This is a genomic window from Plantibacter sp. T3 (assembly GCF_902506515.1).
GTDB lineage: Bacteria > Actinomycetota > Actinomycetes > Actinomycetales > Microbacteriaceae > Plantibacter > Plantibacter auratus.
On the sequence record NZ_LR733286.1, the window covers coordinates 719,729 to 742,650 of the forward strand.

20 protein-coding genes are annotated in these 22,922 nt (G+C 69.8%); 14 read left to right on the forward strand and 6 right to left on the reverse strand.

The features are described from left to right. Window positions 1–19 precede the first annotated feature (19 nt). Together GV015_RS03535 and GV015_RS03540 are read right to left on the reverse strand one after the other, a co-directional pair. A complete protein-coding gene (locus tag GV015_RS03535) occupies window positions 20–421 on the reverse strand; it encodes a RidA family protein (protein WP_159876592.1) in 402 nt (133 codons plus the stop codon). 104 nt (window positions 422–525) lie between these two features. Further along, window positions 526–1,338: an endonuclease/exonuclease/phosphatase family protein gene (locus GV015_RS03540; protein ID WP_137242887.1), complete on the reverse strand. Its 813-nt coding sequence runs from the start codon at window positions 1,336–1,338 to the stop codon at window positions 526–528. A 77-nt stretch (window positions 1,339–1,415) separates the two neighbouring features. On the opposite strand from GV015_RS03540, the gene GV015_RS03545 reads away from it, so the two are divergent. After that, the gene (locus tag GV015_RS03545) at window positions 1,416–1,895 is read left to right on the forward strand and encodes a hypothetical protein (RefSeq protein WP_159876594.1); all 480 of its coding nucleotides are present in this window, start codon (window positions 1,416–1,418) and stop codon (window positions 1,893–1,895) included. Here GV015_RS03545 and GV015_RS03550 read toward each other — a convergent pair whose 3' ends face one another. Then, window positions 1,896–2,960, reverse strand: a complete 1,065-nt coding sequence (locus GV015_RS03550) for a LacI family DNA-binding transcriptional regulator (protein ID WP_159876596.1) — start codon at window positions 2,958–2,960, stop codon at window positions 1,896–1,898. A gap of 285 nt (window positions 2,961–3,245) precedes the next feature. Between GV015_RS03550 and GV015_RS03555 the strand changes: the two genes are divergently transcribed. The 9 genes from GV015_RS03555 (at window position 3,246) to GV015_RS03595 (ending at window position 15,768) form a co-directional block, all read left to right on the forward strand. Then, complete coding sequence (locus GV015_RS03555) at window positions 3,246–4,580, forward strand: extracellular solute-binding protein (RefSeq protein WP_159876599.1); 1,335 nt, start codon at window positions 3,246–3,248, stop codon at window positions 4,578–4,580. Between the two features lie 2 nt (window positions 4,581–4,582). After that, the gene (locus GV015_RS03560) at window positions 4,583–5,533 is read left to right on the forward strand and encodes a carbohydrate ABC transporter permease (protein WP_159876601.1); all 951 of its coding nucleotides are present in this window, start codon (window positions 4,583–4,585) and stop codon (window positions 5,531–5,533) included. After that, window positions 5,530–6,474 (forward strand): carbohydrate ABC transporter permease, encoded by a 945-nt coding sequence (locus GV015_RS03565; RefSeq protein WP_086472530.1) that lies wholly within the window; start codon window positions 5,530–5,532, stop codon window positions 6,472–6,474. The genes GV015_RS03560 and GV015_RS03565 overlap by 4 nt, the downstream gene beginning before the upstream one ends. 58 nt (window positions 6,475–6,532) lie before the next feature. Next, entirely contained in the window at window positions 6,533–7,297 is a 765-nt protein-coding gene (locus GV015_RS03570) for an SDR family NAD(P)-dependent oxidoreductase (RefSeq protein ID WP_079704377.1), read from the forward strand. Then, window positions 7,294–9,108: a heparinase II/III family protein gene (locus GV015_RS03575; protein ID WP_159876603.1), complete on the forward strand. Its 1,815-nt coding sequence runs from the start codon at window positions 7,294–7,296 to the stop codon at window positions 9,106–9,108. The genes GV015_RS03570 and GV015_RS03575 overlap by 4 nt, the downstream gene beginning before the upstream one ends. Beyond that, complete coding sequence (locus GV015_RS03580; protein ID WP_159876606.1) at window positions 9,105–11,072, forward strand: heparinase II/III family protein; 1,968 nt, start codon at window positions 9,105–9,107, stop codon at window positions 11,070–11,072. The genes GV015_RS03575 and GV015_RS03580 overlap by 4 nt, the downstream gene beginning before the upstream one ends. A gap of 5 nt (window positions 11,073–11,077) precedes the next feature. Then, entirely contained in the window at window positions 11,078–11,689 is a 612-nt protein-coding gene (locus tag GV015_RS03585) for a DUF624 domain-containing protein (RefSeq protein ID WP_159876608.1), read from the forward strand. Window positions 11,690–11,806: 117 nt separating this feature from the next. Further along, window positions 11,807–13,210: a 3' terminal RNA ribose 2'-O-methyltransferase Hen1 gene (locus tag GV015_RS03590; protein ID WP_159876610.1), complete on the forward strand. Its 1,404-nt coding sequence runs from the start codon at window positions 11,807–11,809 to the stop codon at window positions 13,208–13,210. Further along, window positions 13,207–15,768 carry a polynucleotide kinase-phosphatase gene (locus GV015_RS03595; RefSeq protein WP_159876613.1) on the forward strand — a complete coding sequence of 854 codons (2,562 nt, stop codon included), beginning with the start codon at window positions 13,207–13,209 and terminating at the stop codon, window positions 15,766–15,768. The genes GV015_RS03590 and GV015_RS03595 overlap by 4 nt, the downstream gene beginning before the upstream one ends. A 188-nt stretch (window positions 15,769–15,956) precedes the next feature. Here the strand turns inward: GV015_RS03595 and GV015_RS03600 are convergent, their stop codons facing one another. After that, window positions 15,957–16,388, reverse strand: coding sequence for an Lrp/AsnC family transcriptional regulator (locus tag GV015_RS03600; RefSeq protein WP_079704383.1), 432 nt, complete (start codon window positions 16,386–16,388; stop codon window positions 15,957–15,959). A 161-nt stretch (window positions 16,389–16,549) separates the two neighbouring features. Here GV015_RS03600 and GV015_RS03605 point away from each other — a divergent pair, with 161 nt between their 5' ends. The 3 genes from GV015_RS03605 (at window position 16,550) to GV015_RS03615 (ending at window position 20,390) form a co-directional block, all read left to right on the forward strand. After that, entirely contained in the window at window positions 16,550–17,578 is a 1,029-nt protein-coding gene (locus GV015_RS03605; RefSeq protein ID WP_159876615.1) for an ornithine cyclodeaminase, read from the forward strand. 7 nt (window positions 17,579–17,585) lie between these two features. Beyond that, window positions 17,586–18,563: a citrulline utilization hydrolase CtlX gene (ctlX, locus tag GV015_RS03610; protein ID WP_159876619.1), complete on the forward strand. Its 978-nt coding sequence runs from the start codon at window positions 17,586–17,588 to the stop codon at window positions 18,561–18,563. A gap of 168 nt (window positions 18,564–18,731) precedes the next feature. After that, on the forward strand, window positions 18,732–20,390 hold the full coding sequence (locus GV015_RS03615) for a cell wall metabolism sensor histidine kinase WalK (RefSeq protein WP_159876621.1): 1,659 nt from the start codon (window positions 18,732–18,734) through the stop codon (window positions 20,388–20,390). Between the two features lie 17 nt (window positions 20,391–20,407). Here the strand turns inward: GV015_RS03615 and GV015_RS03620 are convergent, their stop codons facing one another. Then, window positions 20,408–21,070, reverse strand: a complete 663-nt coding sequence (locus GV015_RS03620; RefSeq protein ID WP_159876624.1) for a GNAT family N-acetyltransferase — start codon at window positions 21,068–21,070, stop codon at window positions 20,408–20,410. A gap of 135 nt (window positions 21,071–21,205) precedes the next feature. On the opposite strand from GV015_RS03620, the gene GV015_RS03625 reads away from it, so the two are divergent. After that, the gene (locus GV015_RS03625) at window positions 21,206–22,195 is read left to right on the forward strand and encodes an aldo/keto reductase (RefSeq protein ID WP_159876627.1); all 990 of its coding nucleotides are present in this window, start codon (window positions 21,206–21,208) and stop codon (window positions 22,193–22,195) included. Here the strand turns inward: GV015_RS03625 and GV015_RS03630 are convergent. Further along, on the reverse strand, window positions 22,183–22,908 hold the full coding sequence (locus tag GV015_RS03630) for an NAD(P)H-binding protein (protein WP_201299341.1): 726 nt from the start codon (window positions 22,906–22,908) through the stop codon (window positions 22,183–22,185). The genes GV015_RS03625 and GV015_RS03630 overlap by 13 nt on opposite strands. Between the last annotated feature and the right edge of the window lie 14 nt (window positions 22,909–22,922).

The window sequence follows — 22,922 nt, forward strand, 5'->3', positions numbered from 1 at the left end:
GCATCGGCACCGATCGGTGTCAGGCGACGGCGGCGGTCGCCTCGATCTCGACGAGCTGGTCGTCGTAGCCGAGCACGGTGACCCCGAGAAGCGTCGATGGCACGTCGTGATCGCCGAAGGCGGCGCGTACGATCTCCCATGCGGTGACGAGGTCGGACTGCTTCGTCGACGCGACGAGCACCCGGGTACTGGCCACGTCGCCGAGCGTCGCACCGGCGGCCTCGAGGGCGATGACGAGGTTCTCGACGCACTTCTCCGCCTGGCCGGCGACGTCCCCGACGGCAGCGGTCGAGCCGTCGACGTTGAGCGGGCAGCATCCGGCCAGGAACAACAGCCGGGCGCTCGCCGGAACGGATGACGCGTAGGCGTACTCCGCGGCGTCGGAGAGCTCGTCGGATCGGATCAGCGTGACGACGGACATGGTTCCTCCTCGTGGTGCGGGCGCGATCGTACGACCGCTCTCGATCCATCGTGCCCGACATCGTCGGACGGCGTCGGCGAGGACACCTCGGCGTCTGATCGCCGTCAGTGGGTGAGCTGCGCCCGGATGAGGATGGGGAAGTGGTCGCTCGCCTCCGAGGTGGGGTCCTGCTCGTCGACGAGGGCTTCGATCGGTTCCAGTCGGGTGTGCGGAGCGACGCTGCCTGAGCGACCGAGCACCCAGTCGATGCGTGCGTTCCCGGGACGCTGGGGACCGTAGCCCTGGAACGTGCCGATACCGTCGCTCTCGACCGGCGAGAGGTCGACGAACCCGGCGTCCGCCAGGGAGTCGTGCGCCGCCGATCCGCGTTCGGTGTTGAAGTCGCCGGTGAGGAGGACGGGGACGTCGACGCCGGAGAATCGGTCGGCGATCAGCTTCGCGCTGCGCGTGCGGACGTCGTCGCCGTGCGGTGAGCTCTCGTGGTCGAGGTGGGTGTTGGCGAAGACGAGCTCGTCGCCGGTGCGACGCTCGCGGAGCCTGACCCAGGTGACGAACCGTGCGTGCAGCGACGGCCAGGTGTTCGAGCCCGGTTCGTCGGGGGTGTCCGACAGCCAGAATTCGCCGGCGTCGAGCTGTTCGAACCGCGAGCGGCGGAAGCACACCGGCCCGTACTCGCCGGCCGAACCGCCGTCACGGCCCTGCCCGAACCAGTCGTACTCGGCGAGGCCCGGGAGCAGGTCGTGCAGCTGGTGCTCGCGGACCTCCTGCAGCCCGAGGAGGTCTGGGGCGTTGCGGGCGATGACCTGTGAGACGAGCGGTGCACGGTCCACCCACTCGTGACCGGGCTGGGCGACGGCGGTGCGGATGTTGTAGCTCATGACGGTCAGGACGTTCTGGGTCAGGATGGATTCGCTCACCCGGCCAGCGTAGGGGAGCCGGGTGACGGGGAGCTGTCCCCATGTCGCCGGGCGGTCCGTCTGCCTAGACTCGCCCCATGACCTTCGACCTCCGCGACGCCCAGGCCCGGATCCTCGCGCTCAACAGCGAAGAACTCCCCTTCATCTACGACCCGACACCCGACGGGATCGTCGCGCACTGGCGGTACGCCGACCAGCGCTGGCTCGGCTTCATCGGCGCCGGGATGTTCAGTGCCGAGTACGAGCTGCAGGTCGAGCTGCACCCCGAGGACGGGGAGTGGGAGTTCCACGAGCACTCCTCCTCCTCGAAGACCACCGTCGGCCTCGACGGGCTCTCGACGAAGCGCACGTGGCAGTCGGGGCCCCAGAAGACCTTCACCTTCGGTGGGCGCGCCGCGCCGATCGCACAGTCGACCGACCGGAACGGCACCACGACCGGCCACCTCATGGGCTACCAGTTCACGACGGACGAGGTGAAGCAGCCTGTGATCGACGCCCTGACCGCCGCCGGCTGGAAGCCGCGAAAAGGGTTCTTCGGCAAGCTGTTCGGGGGCTGATCAGCCGCGTGCCGGCTCGGCGGGCGCCGCACCCGTCGAGTCACGCACGACCAGTTCCGGGCGGAGCAGGATCGCGTGGGTCGACTCCCGGTCGTCGGTCCGTTCGCGCGTGACCACCTGCTCGACCGCCAGCGCCGCCATCCGGGCGATCGGCTGACGGACGGTCGTCAGCGACGGTGACACGAGATCGGCCAGGGGGATGTCGTCGAAGCCGACGACGGAGACGTCCGTGCCGATGCCGAGTCCGAGATCGCGGATGCCTTTGCACACCCCGAGGGCCGTCATGTCGTTGATCGCGATGATGGCCGTCGGCGGTGGACCGGCGCTGAACAGGTCGTGCACGGCCCGCCGGCCGACCTCGGGTGCCTCGAGCTCGTCGGCATCAGCCGGAAGCCCCGCCCACACCGGCAACTCCGCCGCGTCGAGGCCCGCCGCCTGGACCGCCGCGAGGAAGCCGGCGTGCCGGACGGTCCGGTTCACCGAACGTTGCGACCCGGAGACGAACGCGATCCGGCGGTGCCCGAGCCCCGTCAGGTGGGACGTCGCGACGCTGCCGCCGACGTGGTTGTCGATCCCGATGCTCGCGACGAGGGGCGGGTCGCCGGGCTGGACGGGGCGGTCGAACAGGATGAGGTTGAGGCCGCGCTCGACGAACGACGCCAGGTGGTCGAGGGACGGCAGTGAGGTGCAGAGCACGATGTCGCGGACGCCGTTGTCCCACAGCTCCTCCACGTACCCGAGCTCTCGTCCGGGGTCGCGCTCGCTGTTGCCGAGGAGGACGTTGTAGCCGTGGCCGAGTGCGGCCTGCTCGAGCTCGCGGGCGAACGCTCCCCAGAACGGGTTGCTGACCGACGGCACGATGAGGCCGATCGTCTTCGTCTGCCCGGTGCGCAGTTGCCGTGCTGCCCGGTTGGGTCGGTAGTCGAGGGCTCTGATGGCTGCGAAGACCCGGTCGCGGGTCTCGGGCTGCATCCGGTCGGAGCGACTGTTGAGGACGTTCGAGACGGTGCTCGTCGAGACGCCCGCTGCCGCGGCGACCTGTTGGATCGTCACCTTGTCGGCCATGACCGCCCCCTTCGTGGCTCCGCGTCAGCCGGGAACACGGCGTCGGTACCGCTTTCCAGTGTATCGATAAAGCGGTCGCGCCACCAACATCTCGCCGATTCTGCCGCTCTATGACTGGTATCGGCCACGGCCGCCGCGTAGAGCCAGTTGACGCCACCGGATGTGGTGGTTATGGTCGGTAAATCGATACACAAGATCATCGCCGATCCTGGATACCGATGACGACGACGTCACGGACTCGCGGCATCGTCGCCCCGAATCGATACCCGTGAAGGGAACCAACGCATGACCACCCGGACCATGAGGTCCCGCCACCGGCGGACGACCGGCATCCGCAGGGCCCGCATCGCCACCGGACTGCTCACCGCGAGTGCGCTCGCGCTGGCTCTCGGCGCGTGCTCGACCCCGGCAGCTGAGGAGGACACCGACCCGAACGCCATCAGCGGCGACCTGACGATGCTGACCCCGATCTTCGAGGGCACAGCGGGCCAGAAGCTGCTGGAGGAGGAGCTGCTGCCGCAGTTCACGGAGATGTACCCCGACGTGACCGTGTCCGTCGACTACACGAACTACGCCCGGCTCAACGAGAAGCTGACCACCGGCGTCGTCTCCGGTCTCGTGCCGGACGTCATGATGATGGGCGTCGGATGGATCGAGGCCTTCGCCGATCGCGGGGTGCTCGCCAACCTCACCGACGGAGGCCTCACCGCCGAGTCGCTGGAGCAGACCATGACGCCACAGATCGTCGAGGCCGGGCTCTGGAACGGCGACGTCTACGGCGTCCCGATCATGCTCGACGCCCGCTTCGGGGTGGCGCGGATGGACCTCCTCCGCGAGGCCGGCTACGACCACACCCCTCGGACCTGGGACGAACTCGTCGAGATGGCCGATGCGCTGACCGAGCGCGACGCCTCGGGCAAGCTGACGCGCACCGGCTTCGACATGTTGACCATCGAACCGCGCCAGATGTTCGAGACGGCGTTGTTCTCGAACGGCGGATCGCTCTTCTCCGACGACAACAGCTCGCCGGCCTTCGACTCCGAGCAGGGTGTGGAGGCGCTGCAACGGATCGTCGACCTCTTCCACGAGGAGAAGGTGGAGGACACCGGCTTCTCGGCGCCCAATGCGACCGTCAACCCGCTCATCAACGGGCGCGCGGCGATGGCGATCGCACACAACAACGTGTGGACCCAGGCCGAGGCGGCCGACCCGGAGGTGTTGGACGACCTCGAGCCGTTCCTCATCCCCGGTGACTCGCCCAGCATGTTCGTCGGCGGGACGATGGCGGCGGTCTCCGCCACCTCGGCCCACGAACGGGCGGCGCAGAAACTCGTCGAGTTCCTGGCGAGCCCCGGCCCGGCGCTGGCGGCCAATCAGCAACGCGGCAACGTGCCGGCGCTCACCGAGCTCCTCGAGAGCGAGTACGTGCAGGACGACCGCCTGGTGCAGTTCGCCATGGAGAACCTGTCGGTCGCCAAGCGTGAGGGCGGGCCCCCCAAGTGGCTCGGTCTCCGCGGCGACGTCGCCCCGGCGATCGAGAACGCGATCCTCCGCAAGAAGACGGCGAAGGCGGCGCTCACCGACCTCGCCGCGACCTTCCAGAAGAAGTTGGACCGGTGATCATGACCGCGACGCGCACCCCCGACGTCCCGAGGACGCTCGACCCTCGGCAACCTCCACCCATCCCGCGGCGGGCCGCCAGCAAGCGTGCGGCACGGAAGAGCGGCCTGTTCGGCTGGCTCATGGTCGCTCCGGCCGTGTTCCACATCGGCCTCTGGACCGCGATCCCCGTCCTCGCGACGATCGCCCTGAGCTTCACCGACTACGACATCTTCGACGCCCCCGCGTGGATCGGTCTCGACAACTACGTGGAGATCTTCCAGGACCCGGTGTTCGGCCAGGCCACGTGGAACACGATCGTCTACACCTTCTGGACCGTGCCCGCCTCGATGGCGATCGCCATGGTCATCGCCGTCGCGCTCAACCAGAACCTGCGACTGCGCACCTGGTTCCGGACCGCGTTCTTCCTCCCGCAGGTGACGGCCACGGTCGCCATCGCGATGGTCTGGCTGTGGATCTTCAACCCGCAGCAGGGTCTCCTGAACGGGATCCTCTCGGTGGTCGGGATCCCGGGTCAGGCCTGGCTGGCCGACCCCGAGTGGGCGCTCCCCTCGGTCATCCTCGTCGGAGCGTGGCAGGGCATCGGCGTCAAGATGCTCATCTACATCGCGGCGCTGCAGAACGTCGACCCCTCGCTCTACGAGGCCGCCGCGGTCGACGGTGCCGGGCCGATCCGCAAGTTCTTCGCGATCACCGTGCCGATGCTGAAGCCCGCCACCTTCTTCGTGCTCATCATCTCCATCATCGGAGCGTTCCAAGTGTTCGACCAGATCTACGTCCTGACCGACGGCGGGCCCGCCAACTCCACGACGATGATGACCTACGAGGTCTACCGCTCCGCGTTCCAGAACTTCGAGATGGGGATGGCGTCGGCGCAGTCGGTGCTGCTGTTCCTGATGCTCCTCGTCATGACCGTCATCGGCCGCCGCGCGACGAAGGGTGACGAGGGATGACCGCCGAACCGCTCACGACGAGGTCGCTCGTCACCGGAGCCCACGAGGACTTCCCGACGAAGCCCGCCGGGCGTCGTCGGAACCGACGGTGGATCGGACGCGTCGTCCTCAACCTCGCCCTCACGCTCGGTGCGCTCACCATGGTCGTGCCGTTCATCTGGATGATCGCGACGTCGCTGAAGTCCCCGGCCGAGCTCGCCGAGTTCCCGCCGACGTTCCTGCCCAAGGTGTGGGAGTGGAGCAACTACCCGGAGGCGCTCCAGGCGGCGCCCTTCGCGACGTACTTCCGGAACAGCTTCATCATCTCCGCGTCGCACACGATCATCACGCTGATCTTCGCCGCGATGGCCGGCTACTCGCTGGCCAGGATCCGCTTCCGCGGCCGGGAGCTCGTGTTCCTCGGCTTCGTCGCGATGCTCATGATCCCGACCTACACGAAGATCGTGCCGCAGTTCCTGCTCGTGAAGTTCATGCCCCTGTTCGGCGGGAACGACATCCTCGGGCAGGGCGGATCCGGGTGGCTCAACACCTGGTGGGCGCTCATCATCCCCGGTGGCCTGAGCGCGACCGCGATCTTCCTGTTCCGCCAGTTCTACCTCTCGCTCCCGACGGAGCTCGCCGAGGCCGCACGGATCGACGGACTCAGCGAGTTCCGCATCTTCTCGCGGATCTACACGCCACTCATCAAGCCGGCGATCGCGACGGTCGCGCTCCTGACCTTCCAGGAGAGCTGGAACAACTTCCTCTGGCCGCTCCTCGTCACCACGAGGGACGACCTCAGGGTGATCCAGGTCGGGCTCGCGGTGTTCCAACAGCTCGACGGGACGCAGTGGCAATACCTGATGGCCGGCACCACGATGGCGACCATCCCGATGGTCCTCCTCTTCCTGTTCTGCCAGAAGTACTTCATCCAGGGGTTCACGAACGCCGGCATCAAGTAGCCGGCGACCCCGCCCACCGCTCATCACGAGCGGACCGAACACCAGCAAAGGAATCACCATGCAGATCGACCTCACCGGCCGCCGCGCCCTCGTCACCGGCGGAGGCGCCGGCATCGGAGCCGCGATCGCCCGAGCACTCGGCGCGAGCGGAGCGGACGTCGCCGTGCACTACGCGTCGAGCGCGGACGGCGCAGCAGCGGTCGTCGACGAGCTCACCGCCGCCGGGCGGACGGCCGTCGCGGTCCAGGGCGACCTGACCGACTCCGCCCAGGCGGACGCCGTGGTGCAGCAGGCGACCGAGGCGCTCGGCGGCCTCGACATCCTCGTCAACAACGCCGGCCACCTCGTCGGGCGGGCGACGGTCGCCGAGATGACCGACGAGCACTGGCACCAGGTCCTCGACGTGAACCTCACGAGCAGCTTCGCCGTCACGCGGGCCGCGCTCCCCGCCCTCACCGCCTCCGGTGCCGGACGCGTGATCCTCATGTCGTCCCTCGCCAGCGAGAACGGCGGCGGGGCGGGATCGGTGCCGTATGCGGCGGCGAAGGCCGGCGTCATCGGGTTCACCCGGGCGCTCGCGAAGGAGATCGCGTCCGCAGGCGTGACGGTGAACGCGGTCGCCCCGGGCTTCATCGGCGACACGGCGTTCCACAACACCTTCACGCCGACGAAGGCGCAGGAGGGAATCGTCGCGGGCATCCCGCTCGGGCGCGCCGGCACGGTGGACGACGTGGCCGGGGTCGCCCTGTTCCTCGCCTCCGAACTGTCGTCGTTCGTGACCGGCCAGGTCGTCGACATCAACGGAGGGGCAAACTTCCGATGACCACCGTCACCCGGGCGCGCGGCGGCTGGTGGCACGACTTCGTCTGCCCCACCCACGGCACCGAGCTGCTCGAGGCACGCGGCGACGCCTTCGTCTGCACCTACGGCTGCGAACTGCACGGGGAGCCGTACGCCTCGGCGTGGCTGGTGCTCGAGCATCAGGCTGCGGCCCGACTCGCGCGGACGGCGTCGCGACGGTTCCGTCGACACGGCGACCCGGCCGACCAGGCACAGGCCCTCGCCATCGTGCGTGAGTTCGCCGACTACTCCGCCGAGATCACGGCCGAGTGGAACCGCGACAGCGAGAGCTGGATGCTGCAGGGCAAGCTCTTCAAGCAGGCGTTGACCGAAGCGATCTGGGCCACCCAGATCGCCGACGCGGTCGTCGTGCTCGCCGAGGACGAGGCGGCCCGGGCGGCGATGGGCACACCCGTCGCGACGATGCTCGAGGCCCTCATGGAGACGATCGTCGAGTCCCGTCGGGTGCTCGTCATCGAGCGCGACGACCTCACGAGCAACTACGTCGCCTGGCTCGACGCGGCCGGTGGCCTGGCCACCCGGGCGCTCGCCGCAGTGGGCGGAGTCGCGCCGCACGGGGATCAGGCGCGCTGGATCGAGCAGGCGGTCGTGCACTCGGCCGTCGCCATCCGCCAGGACGGCTGGGAGTGGGAGGGGTCCACCTACTACCACCTGTTCGTGCTCCGCGCCTATCTCCTCACCCTCGCCGGGGCCGACCCGGCTGCGCTCGATCCGGCCCTCGTCGACCGGCTGCGTCGGATGGTCGATGTGCTCGTCGGCTTCGCCGGACCGGATGGTCGCCTGCCGATGCTGCACGACGGCCCGTACGACCGACTCGGCGTCCACCTCGAAGTGTTGGAGATCTGCGTCCTCGCCGGGCAGCTCTGGGATCGGACCGGTCTCGACGCGGTCGAGGCCTGGGCTCGGCGTCGTATCGGTGCTGGTCACGACGGACTCGAGGACCTCCTCGACGGCTGGTTCTCCGGGGCACCGCTCGCGATGTCAGGTGACGCACCCGGCCGTGGCTCGGCGCTCTTCGCCGACGTCGGCTACGCGGTCGTGCGCTCCGAGGCGAGCTCCCTGCAGGCGGTGCTCGATGCCGGACCGCACGGCGGCTCGCACGGGCATCTCGACACCCTCGCCCTGTACCTGTACGGAGACGGGGTCGCCTGGCAGCCCGCTCCCGGCGTCCCGCCGTACGGCAGCGCCTTGCGGCGCGACCACTACGCCAGGACGACGGCGCACCCGACCGTCCGGGCGGACGACGCCGATCAGCTCGAGAGTTCGGCCCACGTGGAGCGCTGGGAGGTCGACCATGCTTCCGACACGACGCTCGTCCACGCGTCCTCCAGTGAGGCGATCGCCGGCGTCCGACTCGACCGGCGGGTCGAGTCCACCGGCGGAATCCTCATCGACGTGCTCCGTGCAGCGACCGCCGACGGCTCGCTCCGGACCTTCACTTCCGCCCTCCGACCCGCCGTGCCGTTCGAGGTCGTCCAGCACGTTGACGGGTGGCGCACCGGCTGGTCCGGCCCGTCCGGGCGTCGGCTGCACGGCCACCATGTCGCGGATGTCGCGTCCGTCCTCCTGGACGCCCCGGGCAGAGGGCCGTCGGACGACCCGACCGTCCCCCTGGCCGTCGGCGACTGGACGGCGACGGCCGCGCAGGTCACGTTCGTGTCGGTCTTCGCTGAGGCGGAGGTGTCGCCGATCACGTCGATCCGTCTCGATGCGGGTCGCCTGGTCGTCGGCCTGTCCGACGGACGAACCCTCGAACGGGAGCTGCTGCCGTGATCCCGCCACTGCTCCTCGACGGGCGGGAGGACCGCCTCCGCGCCGAGCTGACCGGCGTGCGGCACCGCGAGTTCCGTCGCCTGCTCGACGAATGCGAACGCCTCCGTGGGATCGAGCTCCCGACGGAGCACCCGCTGGCCTCGATCACGTACTTCGGCCCCGCCGCGGCGAACCTCGCGCTCGCCCACCGGCTGACCGGGCAGCCGCAGTACCTCGACGAGCTGCGACGCTGGCTCGCGCCACCACTGGCCTTCGAGCACTGGGGTCGCGCGCATCTGCCGGACCACGACCTCGATGCCGGCTGGCTGCTCCACGGACTGTCACTGGCCCTCGCCTGGGCCGGTGATGCGCTCGACGTGGGGGAGCGGGCCCGACTCCGGGACCGCCTGATCCTGCAGGGCACCCGCCTGTTCGAATTCGCCGTCGAGACCGAGGGCGACTGGTGGTCGTCGTCGTACTGGCAGAACCACAACTGGATCTGCTTCACCGGTCTCGCCACCGCCGGGTACGTCCTGGCCGACGAGCATCCCGGCGCCCTGGCCTGGGCCGAGCGCGCGAAGGTGAACTTCGACGAGGTCCTCGACCTCCTGCCGGCCGACGGCTCGAACCACGAGGGCGTCGTGTACTGGCGCTACGGCGAGCCGTGGTTGGTGAGCTATCTCGACGTGTTGCGTGCCGCCGAGGGCGTCGACTGGTTCCCGCGGAGCGAGCACCTCCGGGAAACCTTCTGGTTCCGGCTCCACCAGGCCGCTCCGGACCTCGAGCGCATCGTCGATCACGGTGACTGCCACGACCACCGCAGCGGACACTCGATCGCGCTGTACCGGAAGCTGGCCGCCGAGTACCGGATCCCGCAGGCCCAGTGGTTGGCAGATCGTGTCTCCACCGACCTCCTCTGGCGGGAGGCGTCTCAGAGCGGTGTCCGTCCAGGGGTGTTGCCCGAGGCGTATCAGGAGCTGCTCTGGTTCGACCCCACGGTCGAGGCGATCGGTCCTGAGGAGCTCCCGACGGCCAGGTACTTCCCCGATCTCGGCCTCGTGGCCGGTCGGACGTCGTGGGACGCGGATGCGACCCTCGTCTCGGTCAAGGCGTCGCCGGGCGGCGGCTGGCGGGCATGGCGGGAGTCGCACCGTCACCGGCGCGAACGAGGTTGGACGACCCTCAACACCGGCCATCATCACCCCGACGCAGGCGCGTTCGTCTTGCTCGGTGGCGGCGAGTACCTCGCGATCGACGAGGGCTACTCCTCCCGCAAGCGGACGGAGCACCACAACGGTGTGCTCGTCGACGGTGCCGGGTACGGGCGTGAAGGACACTACGACGTCCACGCCGGACTCGCCGAGGACCGTGTCGGCGAGATGCTCGAGGTCACGCTCGCCGGGGACTGGGTGCATACGGTCAGCGAGATCGGCGCCCTGTACGCGCCGGAACTCGGCGTCCGCAGGCTCCGGCGCCACCTCGTGCGGACGCCGAGCGGCGCGCTCGTCCTCGTCGACGACCTCGAGGCGGACACCGCCCGCTCCTGGACCTGGTTGCTGCAGACGACGCACCCGGCGGCGCCGTTGGACGACGGCCGTCGGCTCGCACCCGCCGGCGCTGCCGGCCTCCTCGTGACCTCGCTCGACGACGTCGATTCGATCGACGTCGTGCATCCGACGGTGGTCCAGGCCAACCCGACCTCGTCGACACCGGGGCTCGAGATCGAGCGGGTGCAGCACACGCTGCGCCGGACCTCGTCCCCGTCGCACTCGGCGCGGTTCGTGTCCGTGCTCCAACCCGTGCGGTTCGGTGAGTCCGTGCCGCTGGCCGCGACGATGACCGAGGACGACGAGGGACTGGTGGTGACGATCCCCGGGCTCACGGACGTGGAACAGGTGGTCGTGCGGCTCGACGGAGCGCGACCACGTCATGAGGGGATGGACGCGGCCGGTAACGGCTTCGCAGGACGGAGGCTGCGAGGATGAGCGGCATGGCAGTCAAGCGCACCGGCTGGGAAGGCCGTCTGCTCGGTGCGCTCGTCCACCCGATGAACGTCGCGGCGGCAGGTCTGGCCGCTGCGGTGCTGTCGCTCGGTGTGGTGACCGCCGTCCCAGCGGTCATCGCGGCGAGCCGCTCGATGCGACGCTGGCTGGACGGCGAGGAGCACGCGGTCTTCACCGGCGTCTTCCGGGAGTTCGCGGCGACCTGGCGACGCTCGCTGCCGCTCGGCGTCGGGGTGGTCGTGGTCATGGCGATGCTCGTCGTCGACGTCTCGTTCTTGACCGCCCAGCTCGAACAGGGGTCGGCGGTCGCGATCGCGCTGCTCGCCGCGACCGCGCCGGTGGCACTCGCCCTCGGACTCCTCCTGCTCGCCCTACCGGCGTCGGCGGCGCTGCAACCGGACGCGTCGGCCCGGGCATGGCTGGTCGGGGCCGGGGCGCTCGTCGCCCGTCGGCCCTTCACAGCCCTGCTGCTCCTGATCGGCGAAGTGACGTTCGCCCTGGTCTGTTACCTCTTCCCGACGCTCCTGCCGTTCTTCGGCGCCTCGCTCCCGGCGTACCTCGCGCTCCTCGTCTGGCGACGGGCCGGTCTGCAGCGCTGAGTCGCCCGGAACTGCACGGAAATCGCTGAATTCCGTGCAGCTTCGGGCGACTCACGCACGCACCGTGACCGCGGCTAGGCTTTCAGGAACCTCGCCGCCGACCGGACGGATGGACCTGTGCTCGTCACCATCACCTCGACCGCGCCCTCGGCCGCCGACCTGGGGCACCTCGTCCGCAAGCATCCCGCGCGGGCGCAGAGCTTCGACCTCAGCGTCGGGCGCGCCCACGTGTTCTACCCGGAGGCGACCGACGAGCGATGCACCATCGCCCTGCTGCTCGAGGTCGACGCGATCGCGCTCGTCCGTCAGAAGCGCTTCGGCGGCGGTGACAGCGCGTCGCTCTCGCAGTACGTGAACGACCGACCGTACGCGTCGTCGTCGATGGTCGCCGTCGCGATCGGGCAGGTGTTCCGCAGCGCCATGACCGGCCGCAGCGACTCCCACCCGGAGCTCGCCGCGGCAGCGCTCCCACTGACGATCACGGTCGCGGCGGTGCCGTCGCGAGGCCTGGAGCAGCTGGCGACCCGACTCTTCGGTCCGCTCGGCTGGACCGTCGTCGAACGGGCGATCCCGCTCGACCCGACGGTCCCCGCGTGGGGCGACTCGCGATACGTCGACCTCGAACTGACCGGGCACCTCCGCCTCGCGGACGCCCTCCGCCAGCTCTACGTCCTGCTGCCCGTCCTCGACGACGCCAAGCACTACTGGGTCTCCGACGACGAGGTCGGCAAACTCCTGCGCGCCGGCGAGGGGTGGCTGGCCGACCACCCCGACCGGGACCTGATCACCAAGCGGTATCTCGCGCACCAGTCGCGGATGGTCACCGATGCGCAGTCGCAGCTGGACCCGGAGGTGCGGACCGACGGTGCCGGCGGGGACGACGCGGCCACCGCGTCTCGGACGAAGCGTGCCCCGGCACTCGCCGGCCTGCGCGCCGAGGCGGTCCTGCAGGCGCTCGCCGACGTGCGGGCACGGTCGGTCGCCGACGTCGGGTGCGGCGAGGGCGCCCTCCTCACACGATTGCTGGCGGATCCTCTCGTCACCTCGGTGATCGGTACCGACGTCTCCGCACGCGCGCTCGCATCCGCGTCGCAGCGGCTCGGGCTCCGCGACGCGAGCGATCGCGTCCGAGAGCGTGTCCAGCTGCTGCAGTCCTCGGCGACCTACGCGGACACCCGGCTGCGCGGACTCGATGCGATCGTGCTCATGGAGGTCGTCGAGCACATCGACGCCGAGCGCCTCGATGCACTCGAGGCCTCGATCTTCGGTGCTGCGGCTCCCGAAGCCGTGATCGTCACGACGCCGAACCGCGAATACAACGCGTTGTACCCCTCGCTGCCGGCGGGCGGGTTCAGACACCCCGACCACCGGTTCGAGTGGGACCGTCAAGAGTTCGCGACCTGGTGCACCACCGCGGCCGAGCGGTACGGCTACGGCGTCGAGCACCGCACGGTCGGCGACGTCGACCCGCAGCTCGGCTCGCCGACGCAGCTCGCCATCTTCCGGAAGGCCATCTCATGAGCGACCTCGAGCAGACCCCCGCCGCCCTGCCGATCCCCGAACTGTCGCTCGTGGTCCTCATCGGGGTGAGCGGGTCCGGCAAGTCGACCTTCGCCGCCACGCACTTCGGCCGGTTCGAGACCCTGTCGAGCGACTTCTTCCGCGGGCTCGTCTCCAACGACGAGAACAACCAGGCCGCCAGCGCCGACGCCTTCGCCGCGCTCCGCGATGTCGCAGCTCGCCGCCTGGACGCCGGGCTCCTCACGGTCATCGACGCGACCAACGTTCAGCCGGCCTCGCGCAAGTCGCTCATCGACCTGGCACGCAACCACGACGTCCTCCCGGTCGCCGTGGTGCTCGACGTCCCGGAGCGCGTCTGCATCGAGCGCAACGAGGCCCGCGAGGACCGCTCGTTCGGCGCGGCCGTCATCACCCGGCAGCAGGACCAACTGCGCCGGTCGATGCGGCACCTCAGCAAGGAGGGCTTCCGGAAGGTCCACGTCCTCTCCGGGGTGGAGGCGATCGCGCAGGCGTCGTTCGTGCGCGAGCCGCTGCTCAACGACCGCCGGGAGGAGCGCGGTCCCTTCGACGCGATCGGCGACGTGCACGGGTGCCGGAGCGAGCTCGAGACGCTGCTCACGAAGCTCGGGTACGTGATCGAGCGCGACATGGAGGGTCGACCGATCGACGCAGCGCACCCCGAGGGTCGCCGGGCGATCTTCCTCGGCGACCTCGTCGACCGCGGGCCGGACACCCCTGGCGTGCTGCGACTGGCGATGGGGATGGTGGGCGCGGGGCATGCCTTGGCGGTGCCCGGCAACCACGAGTCGAAGCTCGTCCGCGCGCTGCAGGGCAAGCGGGTGCAGACCAGCCATGGGCTCGCCGAGTCGCTCACCCAACTGGCCGAGGAGCCGGAGGAGTTCCGAGCAGAGGTCGAGCGGTTCTGTCGCGAGCTCGTCGCGCACCTCGTCCTCGACGACGGGAAGCTCGTCGTCGCGCACGCCGGACTGATCGAGCAGTATCACGGACGCGCCTCCGGGCGGGTGCGGTCGTTCGCGCTGTACGGCGACACCACGGGGGAGACCGACGAGTACGGCCTGCCCGTGCGGCTGCCGTGGGCGGAGGACTACCGCGGCAAGGCGACCGTCCTCTACGGTCACGTGCCGACCCTCGACGCCGAGTGGGTCAACAACACGATGTGTCTCGACACCGGCTGCGTCTTCGGCGGCAAGCTGAGTGCCCTGCGGTGGCCGGAGCGCGAGGTCGTCGACGTCCCGGCCGAGCAGGTCTGGTACGAACCCGTCGTGCCGCTCGGCCGCCCGACCGGTCCCGCCGGTGAGCAGCGGGATCCCGGGCTGCTGCGCATCGACGACGTCCTCGGCAAGCAGGTCGTCAAGACCCGTGTCTCGGGCCGGGTCGGCATCCGCGAAGATGCGGCGGCCGGTGCACTCGAGGTCATGAGCCGGTTCGCGATCGACCCGCGGCGTCTGGTCTACCTGCCGCCGACGATGAGTCCGCCGAGCACCTCGCAGCGGAAGGACCTCCTGGAGCACCCCGCTGAGGCGTTCGAGGCGTATCGCCGGGAGGGCCTCGATCGGGTGGTCTGCGAGGAGAAGCACATGGGCTCGCGTGCCGTCGTGCTGCTCACGCGGGATCCGGCACCCTTCGGTGCTCCCACGGGGTGGCGTGGCACCGTCCACACCCGCACCGGTCGGCCCTTCTTCGACGAGGAGACGACGCAGACGCTCCTGACCCGGCTCGACGCCGCCGTGGAGCGAGCCGGTCTCTGGGAGGAGCTCGACGCCTCCTGGTTGCTCTTCGACAGCGAGCTGCTGCCGTGGTCGGTGAAAGCGGAGAGCTTGATCCGCGAACAGTACGCCTCGGTCGGAGCTGCCGCGACCGCTGCACTCCCGGCGGCCGTGCACGTGCTGGAGCAGGCGGCGGCGACGGGTGTCGACGTCTCGGACCTCCTCGAGCGGACGCGTCGACGGGCCGAGGCTGCTGACGCCTACGTCGCGGCCTACCGCCCGTACACCGCGCCCTCGACCGGTCTGGATGGCGTGCAGATCGCTCCGTTCCAGCTCCTCGCCTCGACCGGGACGAGTCACCTGGGCCGCGACCACGCCTGGCACCTCTCGGTCGCGGACCGCCTCGCGGACGCCGACCCGGAGCTCATCCGTCGGACCCGCTCGGTCGAGGTCGACCTCACCTCGTCGGCCTCCGAGAATGCCGCGACCGCGTGGTGGGAGGAGCTGACCGGTGCGGGTGGCGAGGGCATGGTCGTGAAGCCTGTGGCCGGTCTCGTCCGCGGTGAGAAGTCGCTCGCGCAGCCCGGCATCAAGGTGCGGGGCCGTGAGTACCTGCGCATCATCTACGGTCCCGACTACACGGAGCCGCACAACCTCGAGCGCCTGCGCGATCGGGACATCGGCCACAAGCGGTCGATGGCGCTGCGTGAGTACGCGCTCGGCGCCGAGGCGGTCGAACGGTTCGTCGCCGGTGAACCGACCTGGCGGGTGCACCAGGCCGTCTTCGGCGTCCTCGCGATGGAGTCCGAGCCGATCGACCCGCGCCTCTAGCGTCGGCCGGTCTCACCCGACCGGCCCGGAACTCCCCGTACGGTCCCTGATCTCCACCACTTCGGTCCCTGAGCTTGTCGAAGGGCGGGGTCAGGCCGTGTGCCCTTCGACAAGCTCAGGGACCGGGTTTCAGCTCAGGGACCGGGTTTCAGCTCAGGTGCCGGGGCTGAAGCGCCGCGACCGGGTCGTCAGCGGAGGACGGAACTCAGCAGGAGGCTCGTCTCGCTGTTGACGACGCCCTCGATGCGCCGGATGCCGCCGAGCACGCGGTCGAAGTCGGTGAGGGTCTCGGTGCGGAGTTCCGCGACCAGGTCCCACCCGCCGTTGGTGGTGTGGAGTGCGCTGATCTCGGGGAAGCCGCGCAGTTGGCGGATGACGTGGTCCGTGGAGCGGCCCTCGACCTCGATGAAGGCGATCGCGCGAATGGTCCCCGGGTCCAGTTCGTCGCGCACCCGGACCGAGAACCCGACGACGGTGCCCGAGGAGACCAGGCGCTCCAGGCGGCTGGTGACCGTGGCCCGGGTGACGTCGAGCGACCGCGCGAGGCTCGCGACCGATGCCCGGCCGTCGGCTCGGAGCGCAGCCAGCAGCCTTCGGTCGAGATCGTCGAGCGCTGCCATGCTCACAATGTACAACCGACTTACTCACATTGTGCATAACCTGTGCACAAATCGCGCATCTCTGGAATGGAAAGTGCAGATCGTCGAAATCTAGGCTCGAAGCACCGGGTGCGATCCGCGCACGGTGGCTCTCACACCCCGACCCGTCTGGAGGGAACGTCATGACGCGTTTCGTCGATGTCCGCAACATGATCCGTTGGACGGCCGACCGAGGTCCCGAGCGCATCATCGCCGGCATGATCGACTACCTCGAGGCCGACTTCCGCCGCTGGCCGTCGTTCGACAAGAGCCCGCGCGTCGCGAGTCACACGCCCTTCGGCGTCATCGAGCTCATGCCGACGAGCGACCACGAGACCTACGCCTTCAAGTACGTGAACGGCCACCCCTCCAACCCGGCACGCGGCTACCAGACGGTCACGGCCTTCGGTGTCCTCGCCGACGTGCACAACGGCTACCCCACCTTCCTCGCTGAGATGACGCTCCTCACGGCCCTCCGGACCGCCGCGACCTCGGGCATGGTCGCCAAGCACCTCGCCCGTCCCGACTCGAGCGTCCATGCCCTCATCGGAGCCGGCAGCCAGGCTGAGTTCCAGGCCCTCGGCATGCGGGCCGCCCTCGGGATCAACACCGTCCGGATCTGGGACGTCGACCCGCTCGCGATGGACAAGTTCGCGCGCAACCTGGAGCCGCTCGGATTCGAGGTCGTCATCGGGACGAGTGCCGCCGACGCCGTGGCGGGCGCGGACGTCGTCACGACCTGCACGGCCGACAAGGCGCTCGCGACCGTGCTCACGGACGACCTGGTCGAGCCCGGCATGCACCTCAACGCCATCGGTGGCGACTGCCCCGGCAAGACGGAGCTCGAGGCGTCGATCCTCGATCGCGCCGAGGTCTTCGTCGAATTCCCGCCGCAGACCCGCATCGAGGGTGAGATCCAGCAGATGGCTCCCGACTTCCCGGTGATCGAGTTCTGGCAGGTCCTCACGGGCGCCGTCCCCGGCCGCAGCTCGCGGGAGCAGATCACGCTCTTCGACTCCGTCGGTTTCGCGATCGAGGACTTCACCGCGCTGCGCTTCCTCCGCGACTCCGTCGACGGCAGCGAGTACTTCGAGGAGATCGACCTCGTCGCCGCCCCCGACGACCCGAAGGACCTCTTCGGACTCGTCGGTGCGCTCTCTCCCGTCGGCTGAGTCCGACATGTCCGTCCAGGCGCCGTCGGCCGTGGTGCTCATCCGGCCGCACCGGTTCACGCCGAACCCGCTGACCGCAGCCGACAACGTCTTCCAGGTCGCGGACGGCGTCCCGGCGGCGTCCATGGCCGGGGTCGCTCACGCGGCGTTCGACGAGGTCACCGCCGTGGCGCAGGCACTCGATGCGGCGGGCGTCCGCGTCCACCTGTTCGACGACGAGGACCCGGACCGCCCCGACAGCGTCTTCCCCAACAACTGGCTGTCCACCCATGCGGGCGGGCACCTGGCGGTCTATCCGATGTACGCGGTGAACCGCCGACGCGAGCGCCGGTGGGACATCGTCGAGATGCTGAAGCGCGAGTACCGCGTGCAGGACGTCATCGACTACTCGGGGCTGGAGCTCGACGACGTGTTCCTCGAGGGCACCGGTGCGATGGTGCTCGACCACGCGGCCCGGGTGGCGTTCGTCGCACGATCCCACCGCGCCGACCCGATCGCCCTCGAGCGGTTCTGCACCAACTTCGGTTACGAGCCGCTCGTCTTCGACGCGGTCGACCCGCACGGGGTCCCGATCTACCACACGAACGTCATGATGGGCGTGGCGACCGAGTTCGCCCTCGTCGGCCTCGACCTCATCGCCTCACCGGTGCGCCGCGAGCAGGTGGTGGAGCGCCTGACCGCGCATGGACGCGACATCGTGGACCTCAGTTACGAGCAGGTCTGCGACTTCGCCGGCAACGCGATCGAGTTGCGGTCGGCGACGGGGGAACGCCTCCTCGCGATCTCGAGTCGCGCCGTCCAGAGCCTGCGGTCGGACCAGTTGGCGGTCATCGAGCGCAGCTGCCGGATCCTGCCGCTGGACGTCCCGACGATCGAACTCGCCGGGGGTTCCGTCCGATGCATGATCGCCGGGATCCATCTGGACCGCCGGCCGTCCGCACCGGAGCCTGCGCCGAACGCCGATCCACGGCTCGCGAGGGCTTGATCTCCGCCGCTCGATCGTCCTATTAACGCGAATCGCCGCTTGCTGCGCTCTCAAGCAGCTCGCCGACGGACGATCGCGCGCTGATCGGCTAGATTGACGATCGATCAGCTGATCGACGTGGAATCAGGCCGACGACCCCTCGGCCAGCGCTGGAGAGAGTGGGCGATCGTGCCGCTGTTGGAACCCGAAGCCTCGCGACACGGCCGCCTCCGGGTCTTCTCCCGCGCCCAGCTGCCGTTCGCGATCGCCTTCGCCATCGTCGCGATCCTCGTGGCGGTCGTCCTGCCGGAGCGGTTCTTCACCCTCGCCGTGCTCGGGGGCACGGCGATCGCGGTGGTCAGCACCGTCCTCGCCGCGGTCCTCCCGTGGGAGCGCTGGCCGACGTCCGCCATGGCCGCGATCGCCGTCCTCGACCTGCTGGCCGTCGCCTGCGTCCGCATGGAGCTCATCAGCGTGGCCCCGGGGGCGAGCCTGCTCTGCATCTTCCCCGTCCTCTGGCTGGCGTTCGGCTTCACCCCTCGGATGATCATCCTGGCCGTCGTGGGGACCCTGTTCATCAGCAGTGCCCCCTACCTGCTCCGTGCGCGCACGCCGACCACCGCCGTGGACTGGCTGAACGTGGCCCTGCTGCCGTTGCTCACGATCGGCATCGCGGTCGCGGTCAACATCGGCGCCCGTCAGTTGCGACGGGGCCAGCGGGCGATCCGGGAGCAGGCTGCGGAGCTCGAAGTCTCGCTCGCGAGGGCCCTCGATGCTGAGGCGCTCGCCGAGTCGATCCTCGAGACGGTCGACGCCGGCGTCGCGTTCTACACCGCCGACGGCACCCTGCGTCTGGCCAACGCGCACGCCGTCGACATGGTCAGCGCCGTCGGGTTCCGACTCGACACCCCGCCCTACGCCGGTCCGCACGTCCTCCAGGCCGACCGGCGGACGCCCATCCCGTTCGACGAGCAGATCATCCCGAGAGCGCTCCGCGGCGAGCTGCTGTCGAACCACCTGGAGTGGGTGGGGGAGGCCGGGCAGCAGCGGGCGATCCTGGCGAGTTCCACCCGGGTGGTCCGGAACGGCGACACGCACCTGGGGACGGTCATCGTGGCGCACGACGTCACCGAACTCGCGAACGCGATCAACGTCCGTGAGGCGTTCCTCACGACGGTGTCGCACGAGCTGCGGACACCGCTCACCTCCATCCACGGTTACCTCGAACTGATCATGGACGACGCCGAGGTCGACGCCCCCGGACTCCTTCCGGCCCTGCGGGTGGTCCAGCGCAACGCGGTCGCGCTCGAGCAGCGCGTGCAGGAGCTGCTGGCCGCGTCGGACTCCACGGTCCAGATCGAGCCGAGCCGTATCGACCTCACGGACGTCGCCGCGCGTGCGATCGAGACGGCGACCGCGGGAGTCTCCGGTCCGGTCGTCCGACTGCACGCCGATGCGGCGGCGGTCGTCTCTGCGGACCCCGAGCAGGTCCACCGCGCGGTCACCGAGCTCGTCGCCAACGCCGTGAAGTTCACGCCGGGCGATGGGACGGTCGACGTGGTCGTCGAGCCGGGTGCCGGGCACGTCGAGGTGACCGTCAGCGACACGGGCGTCGGGATGAGCGCCGACGAACTCCGTCAGGCCTTCGACAAGTTCTACCGGGCCGACTACGCCCGGGACCAGGCGGTGCAGGGCGTAGGGCTCGGCCTGCCGGCGGCGCGGGCGATCGCCGACGCGCACGGCGGTTCCGTGACCCTGCGGAGTTCTCCCGCTACGGCCAGCACCCCCGGTGCGACCGTTGCGACCCTCGTCCTGCCGCTGGAGCCGTCGGCCATCCCGTCACGATGACGCGGACACTGGCACCCTCAGTCTGCTGACGGCTCGCCGAGGAGCGCCGACCGCGCCGCATCGAGGCCGGTGACCTCGGCGGTCCAGTCGGGTCGCACGAACTCATCGCGGTGCAGTCGGAGGCCCTGCGACTCGACGAGCTCACCTGGCCGCCCGATGAAGCGTTGCAGGCCGTTGTCCCGATAGCCGAGTCGACGCGAGACGCCCAGCGATGCGCCGTTCCAGACGGCCGCGTCCGACACCGCGACCTGGGCGTCGAGGTGGTCGAAGGCGAACTGGAGCATGCCCGCCCGCATCTCGATGCCGAGCCCCTTGCCCTGCTGTGCCTGCGTCAACCATGAACCGCTCCCGACCGTCCGGGTGACGGCGAAGTCGCGGGCGCCGATGTCCTGCAAGCCGATCGGCGCCCCGTCCAGGAGGATCGCGAGATTGAGCGTCCAGGACGACGGGGTCGCGCCTGCACGCTGGGTCCAGAGGTGCCGCGCGGTCTCGCGGATGAGTTGTTCGCGCGGCTGGTCGGTCCACGGCGTGGAGAACGGCATGACGGCGGGATCGTGGATGCCGGCGAGGGCGGCTTCGATCAATCCGGGGAGGTCCTCGTCGCGCACGAGGCGCAGGACGAGTCTCGGCGTGCGGATCTCCAGGCCGAAGAGCGGCCAGACGTCGGTGAGGCTGAGCATCAGGCCACGGTATCGCCTCGGGCTGTAGCCGGTCGAGGCCGCCCTGTCGAGCCGGGGGTGCCGGGGGCGGCTTCCGTGACACACTCGACGCGCCGCGGGATCGCGGCCCGGTTCGACGATGAGAAGGGCTCAACGATGAAGTACACGCACCTCGGCCGCACGGGGACTGCGGTCTCCCGGATCGTGCTCGGCACGATGAACTTCGGCGACCGGACCAGCGAGGAGGACTCGTTCGCGATCATGGACCGGGCGTTCGACCTCGGCGTCAACTTCTTCGACACCGCCAACGCCTACGGCGGCAGCGCCGGTCGTGGGGCGACGGAGGAGATCATCGGCCGGTGGTTCGCAGCCCGTCCCGGCGTCCGTGACGACATCGTCCTGGCGACGAAGGTCCACTCGCCCATGGTCGCCCCGAACGACGACGGCTCGGACGTCGTGAACGCGCGTGGCGCGTCGGCCTGGCAAGTCCGTCGTGAGGCGATCGCGTCGCTCGAGCGCCTGCAGACGGACCGGATCGACCTGTACCAGTTCCACCACATCGACCGGCACATCTCCTGGCAGGAGCTGTGGCAGGCGATGGAGGTGCTCGTCGCGCGCGGCGAGGTCGTCTACACGGGCAGCTCGAACTTCGCGGCGTGGAACATCGCGCAGGCGAACGAGGTCGCATCACAACGGCACTTCCTCGGCCTCGTCAGCGAGCAGTCGCTCTACAACCTCGCGCAGCGCTCGATCGAACTCGAGGTCATCCCCGCCGCGCAGCACTACGGGCTCGGCATCCTGCCCTGGTCGCCGTTGTCGGGTGGGCTGCTGAGCGGCGGCTCCTCCGACAAGCGCGCGCGGTCGGGCGAGTCCCGCATCACCGAGGCCCGTGCCAAGCAGCAGGAGCAACTCGACGCCTACGACCGCTTCGCGGCCGAGCGTGGCTGGACCTCGGCGTCGCTCGGTCTCGCGTGGCTCCTGCACCAGCCCGGCGTGACCGGCCCGATCATCGGACCGCGGACGATCGAGCAGCTGGAGTCCGCCGTCGCAGCAGTCGACATCGAGCTGAGCGCCGACGACCTCACCGCCCTCGACGAGCTCTTCCCCGGTCCCGGTGGCCAGGCCCCGGAGGCCTATGCCTGGTAGGAACGTGCGATGCGGCCGACCGCCTCGGTGATGGCGGTCGGCCCGGTATTCATTTCGAGGATCCGCCGGTTGACGGTCGGCTCGAGGACGAGTGCCTCGAGGACCGCGGCCACGTCTTCGCGTGTGATCTCGTCGTGGAGCTCGGCGGGCCCGAGGGCGACCGTCCCCCGGCCCGGGTCGTCGGTCAGCAGGGACGGGCGGAGGATGACCCAGTCGATCGGCTGACGGGTGAGGGCGACCTCTGCGCGTTTCTTGACGGCGAAGTAGTGCTCCTCGTCGTCGCTCAGCTGCCGCTCGCGCCAGGCCTCCGGCATCACGGAGAGCAGGATGAGGCGCTTCTCCGGCGTCGCAGCGACCGAGTCCGACACGCGCCGGAGGGCCGCGTCGTCGATGGCGTCCGTCGTGCTCTGGGCTCCGGCGTTCGAGCCCGCGGTGAAGACGACGACGTCCCAGTCCGAGATCATCGCCGTGATCTCCTCCGTGGTGGCGACCCCGAGCGCGCCTGTGACGGTCGTCACTCCGTCGGCTTGGAGGGCGGGGTCCGGCAGCGACCTCGTGAGACCTGAGACGTTGACGCCTCTGGCGCGGAGCCTGGTCGCCAGCATGCGACCGACCCTGCCCGTGATCCCGAAGATGAAGACGCGCACGGCGGATGCGGCTGAGGTGTCCTCGTTCACGCTCTCGTCGGTGGCGATGGTGTCTTGCGACGTCATGGGTGTTCCTCTCG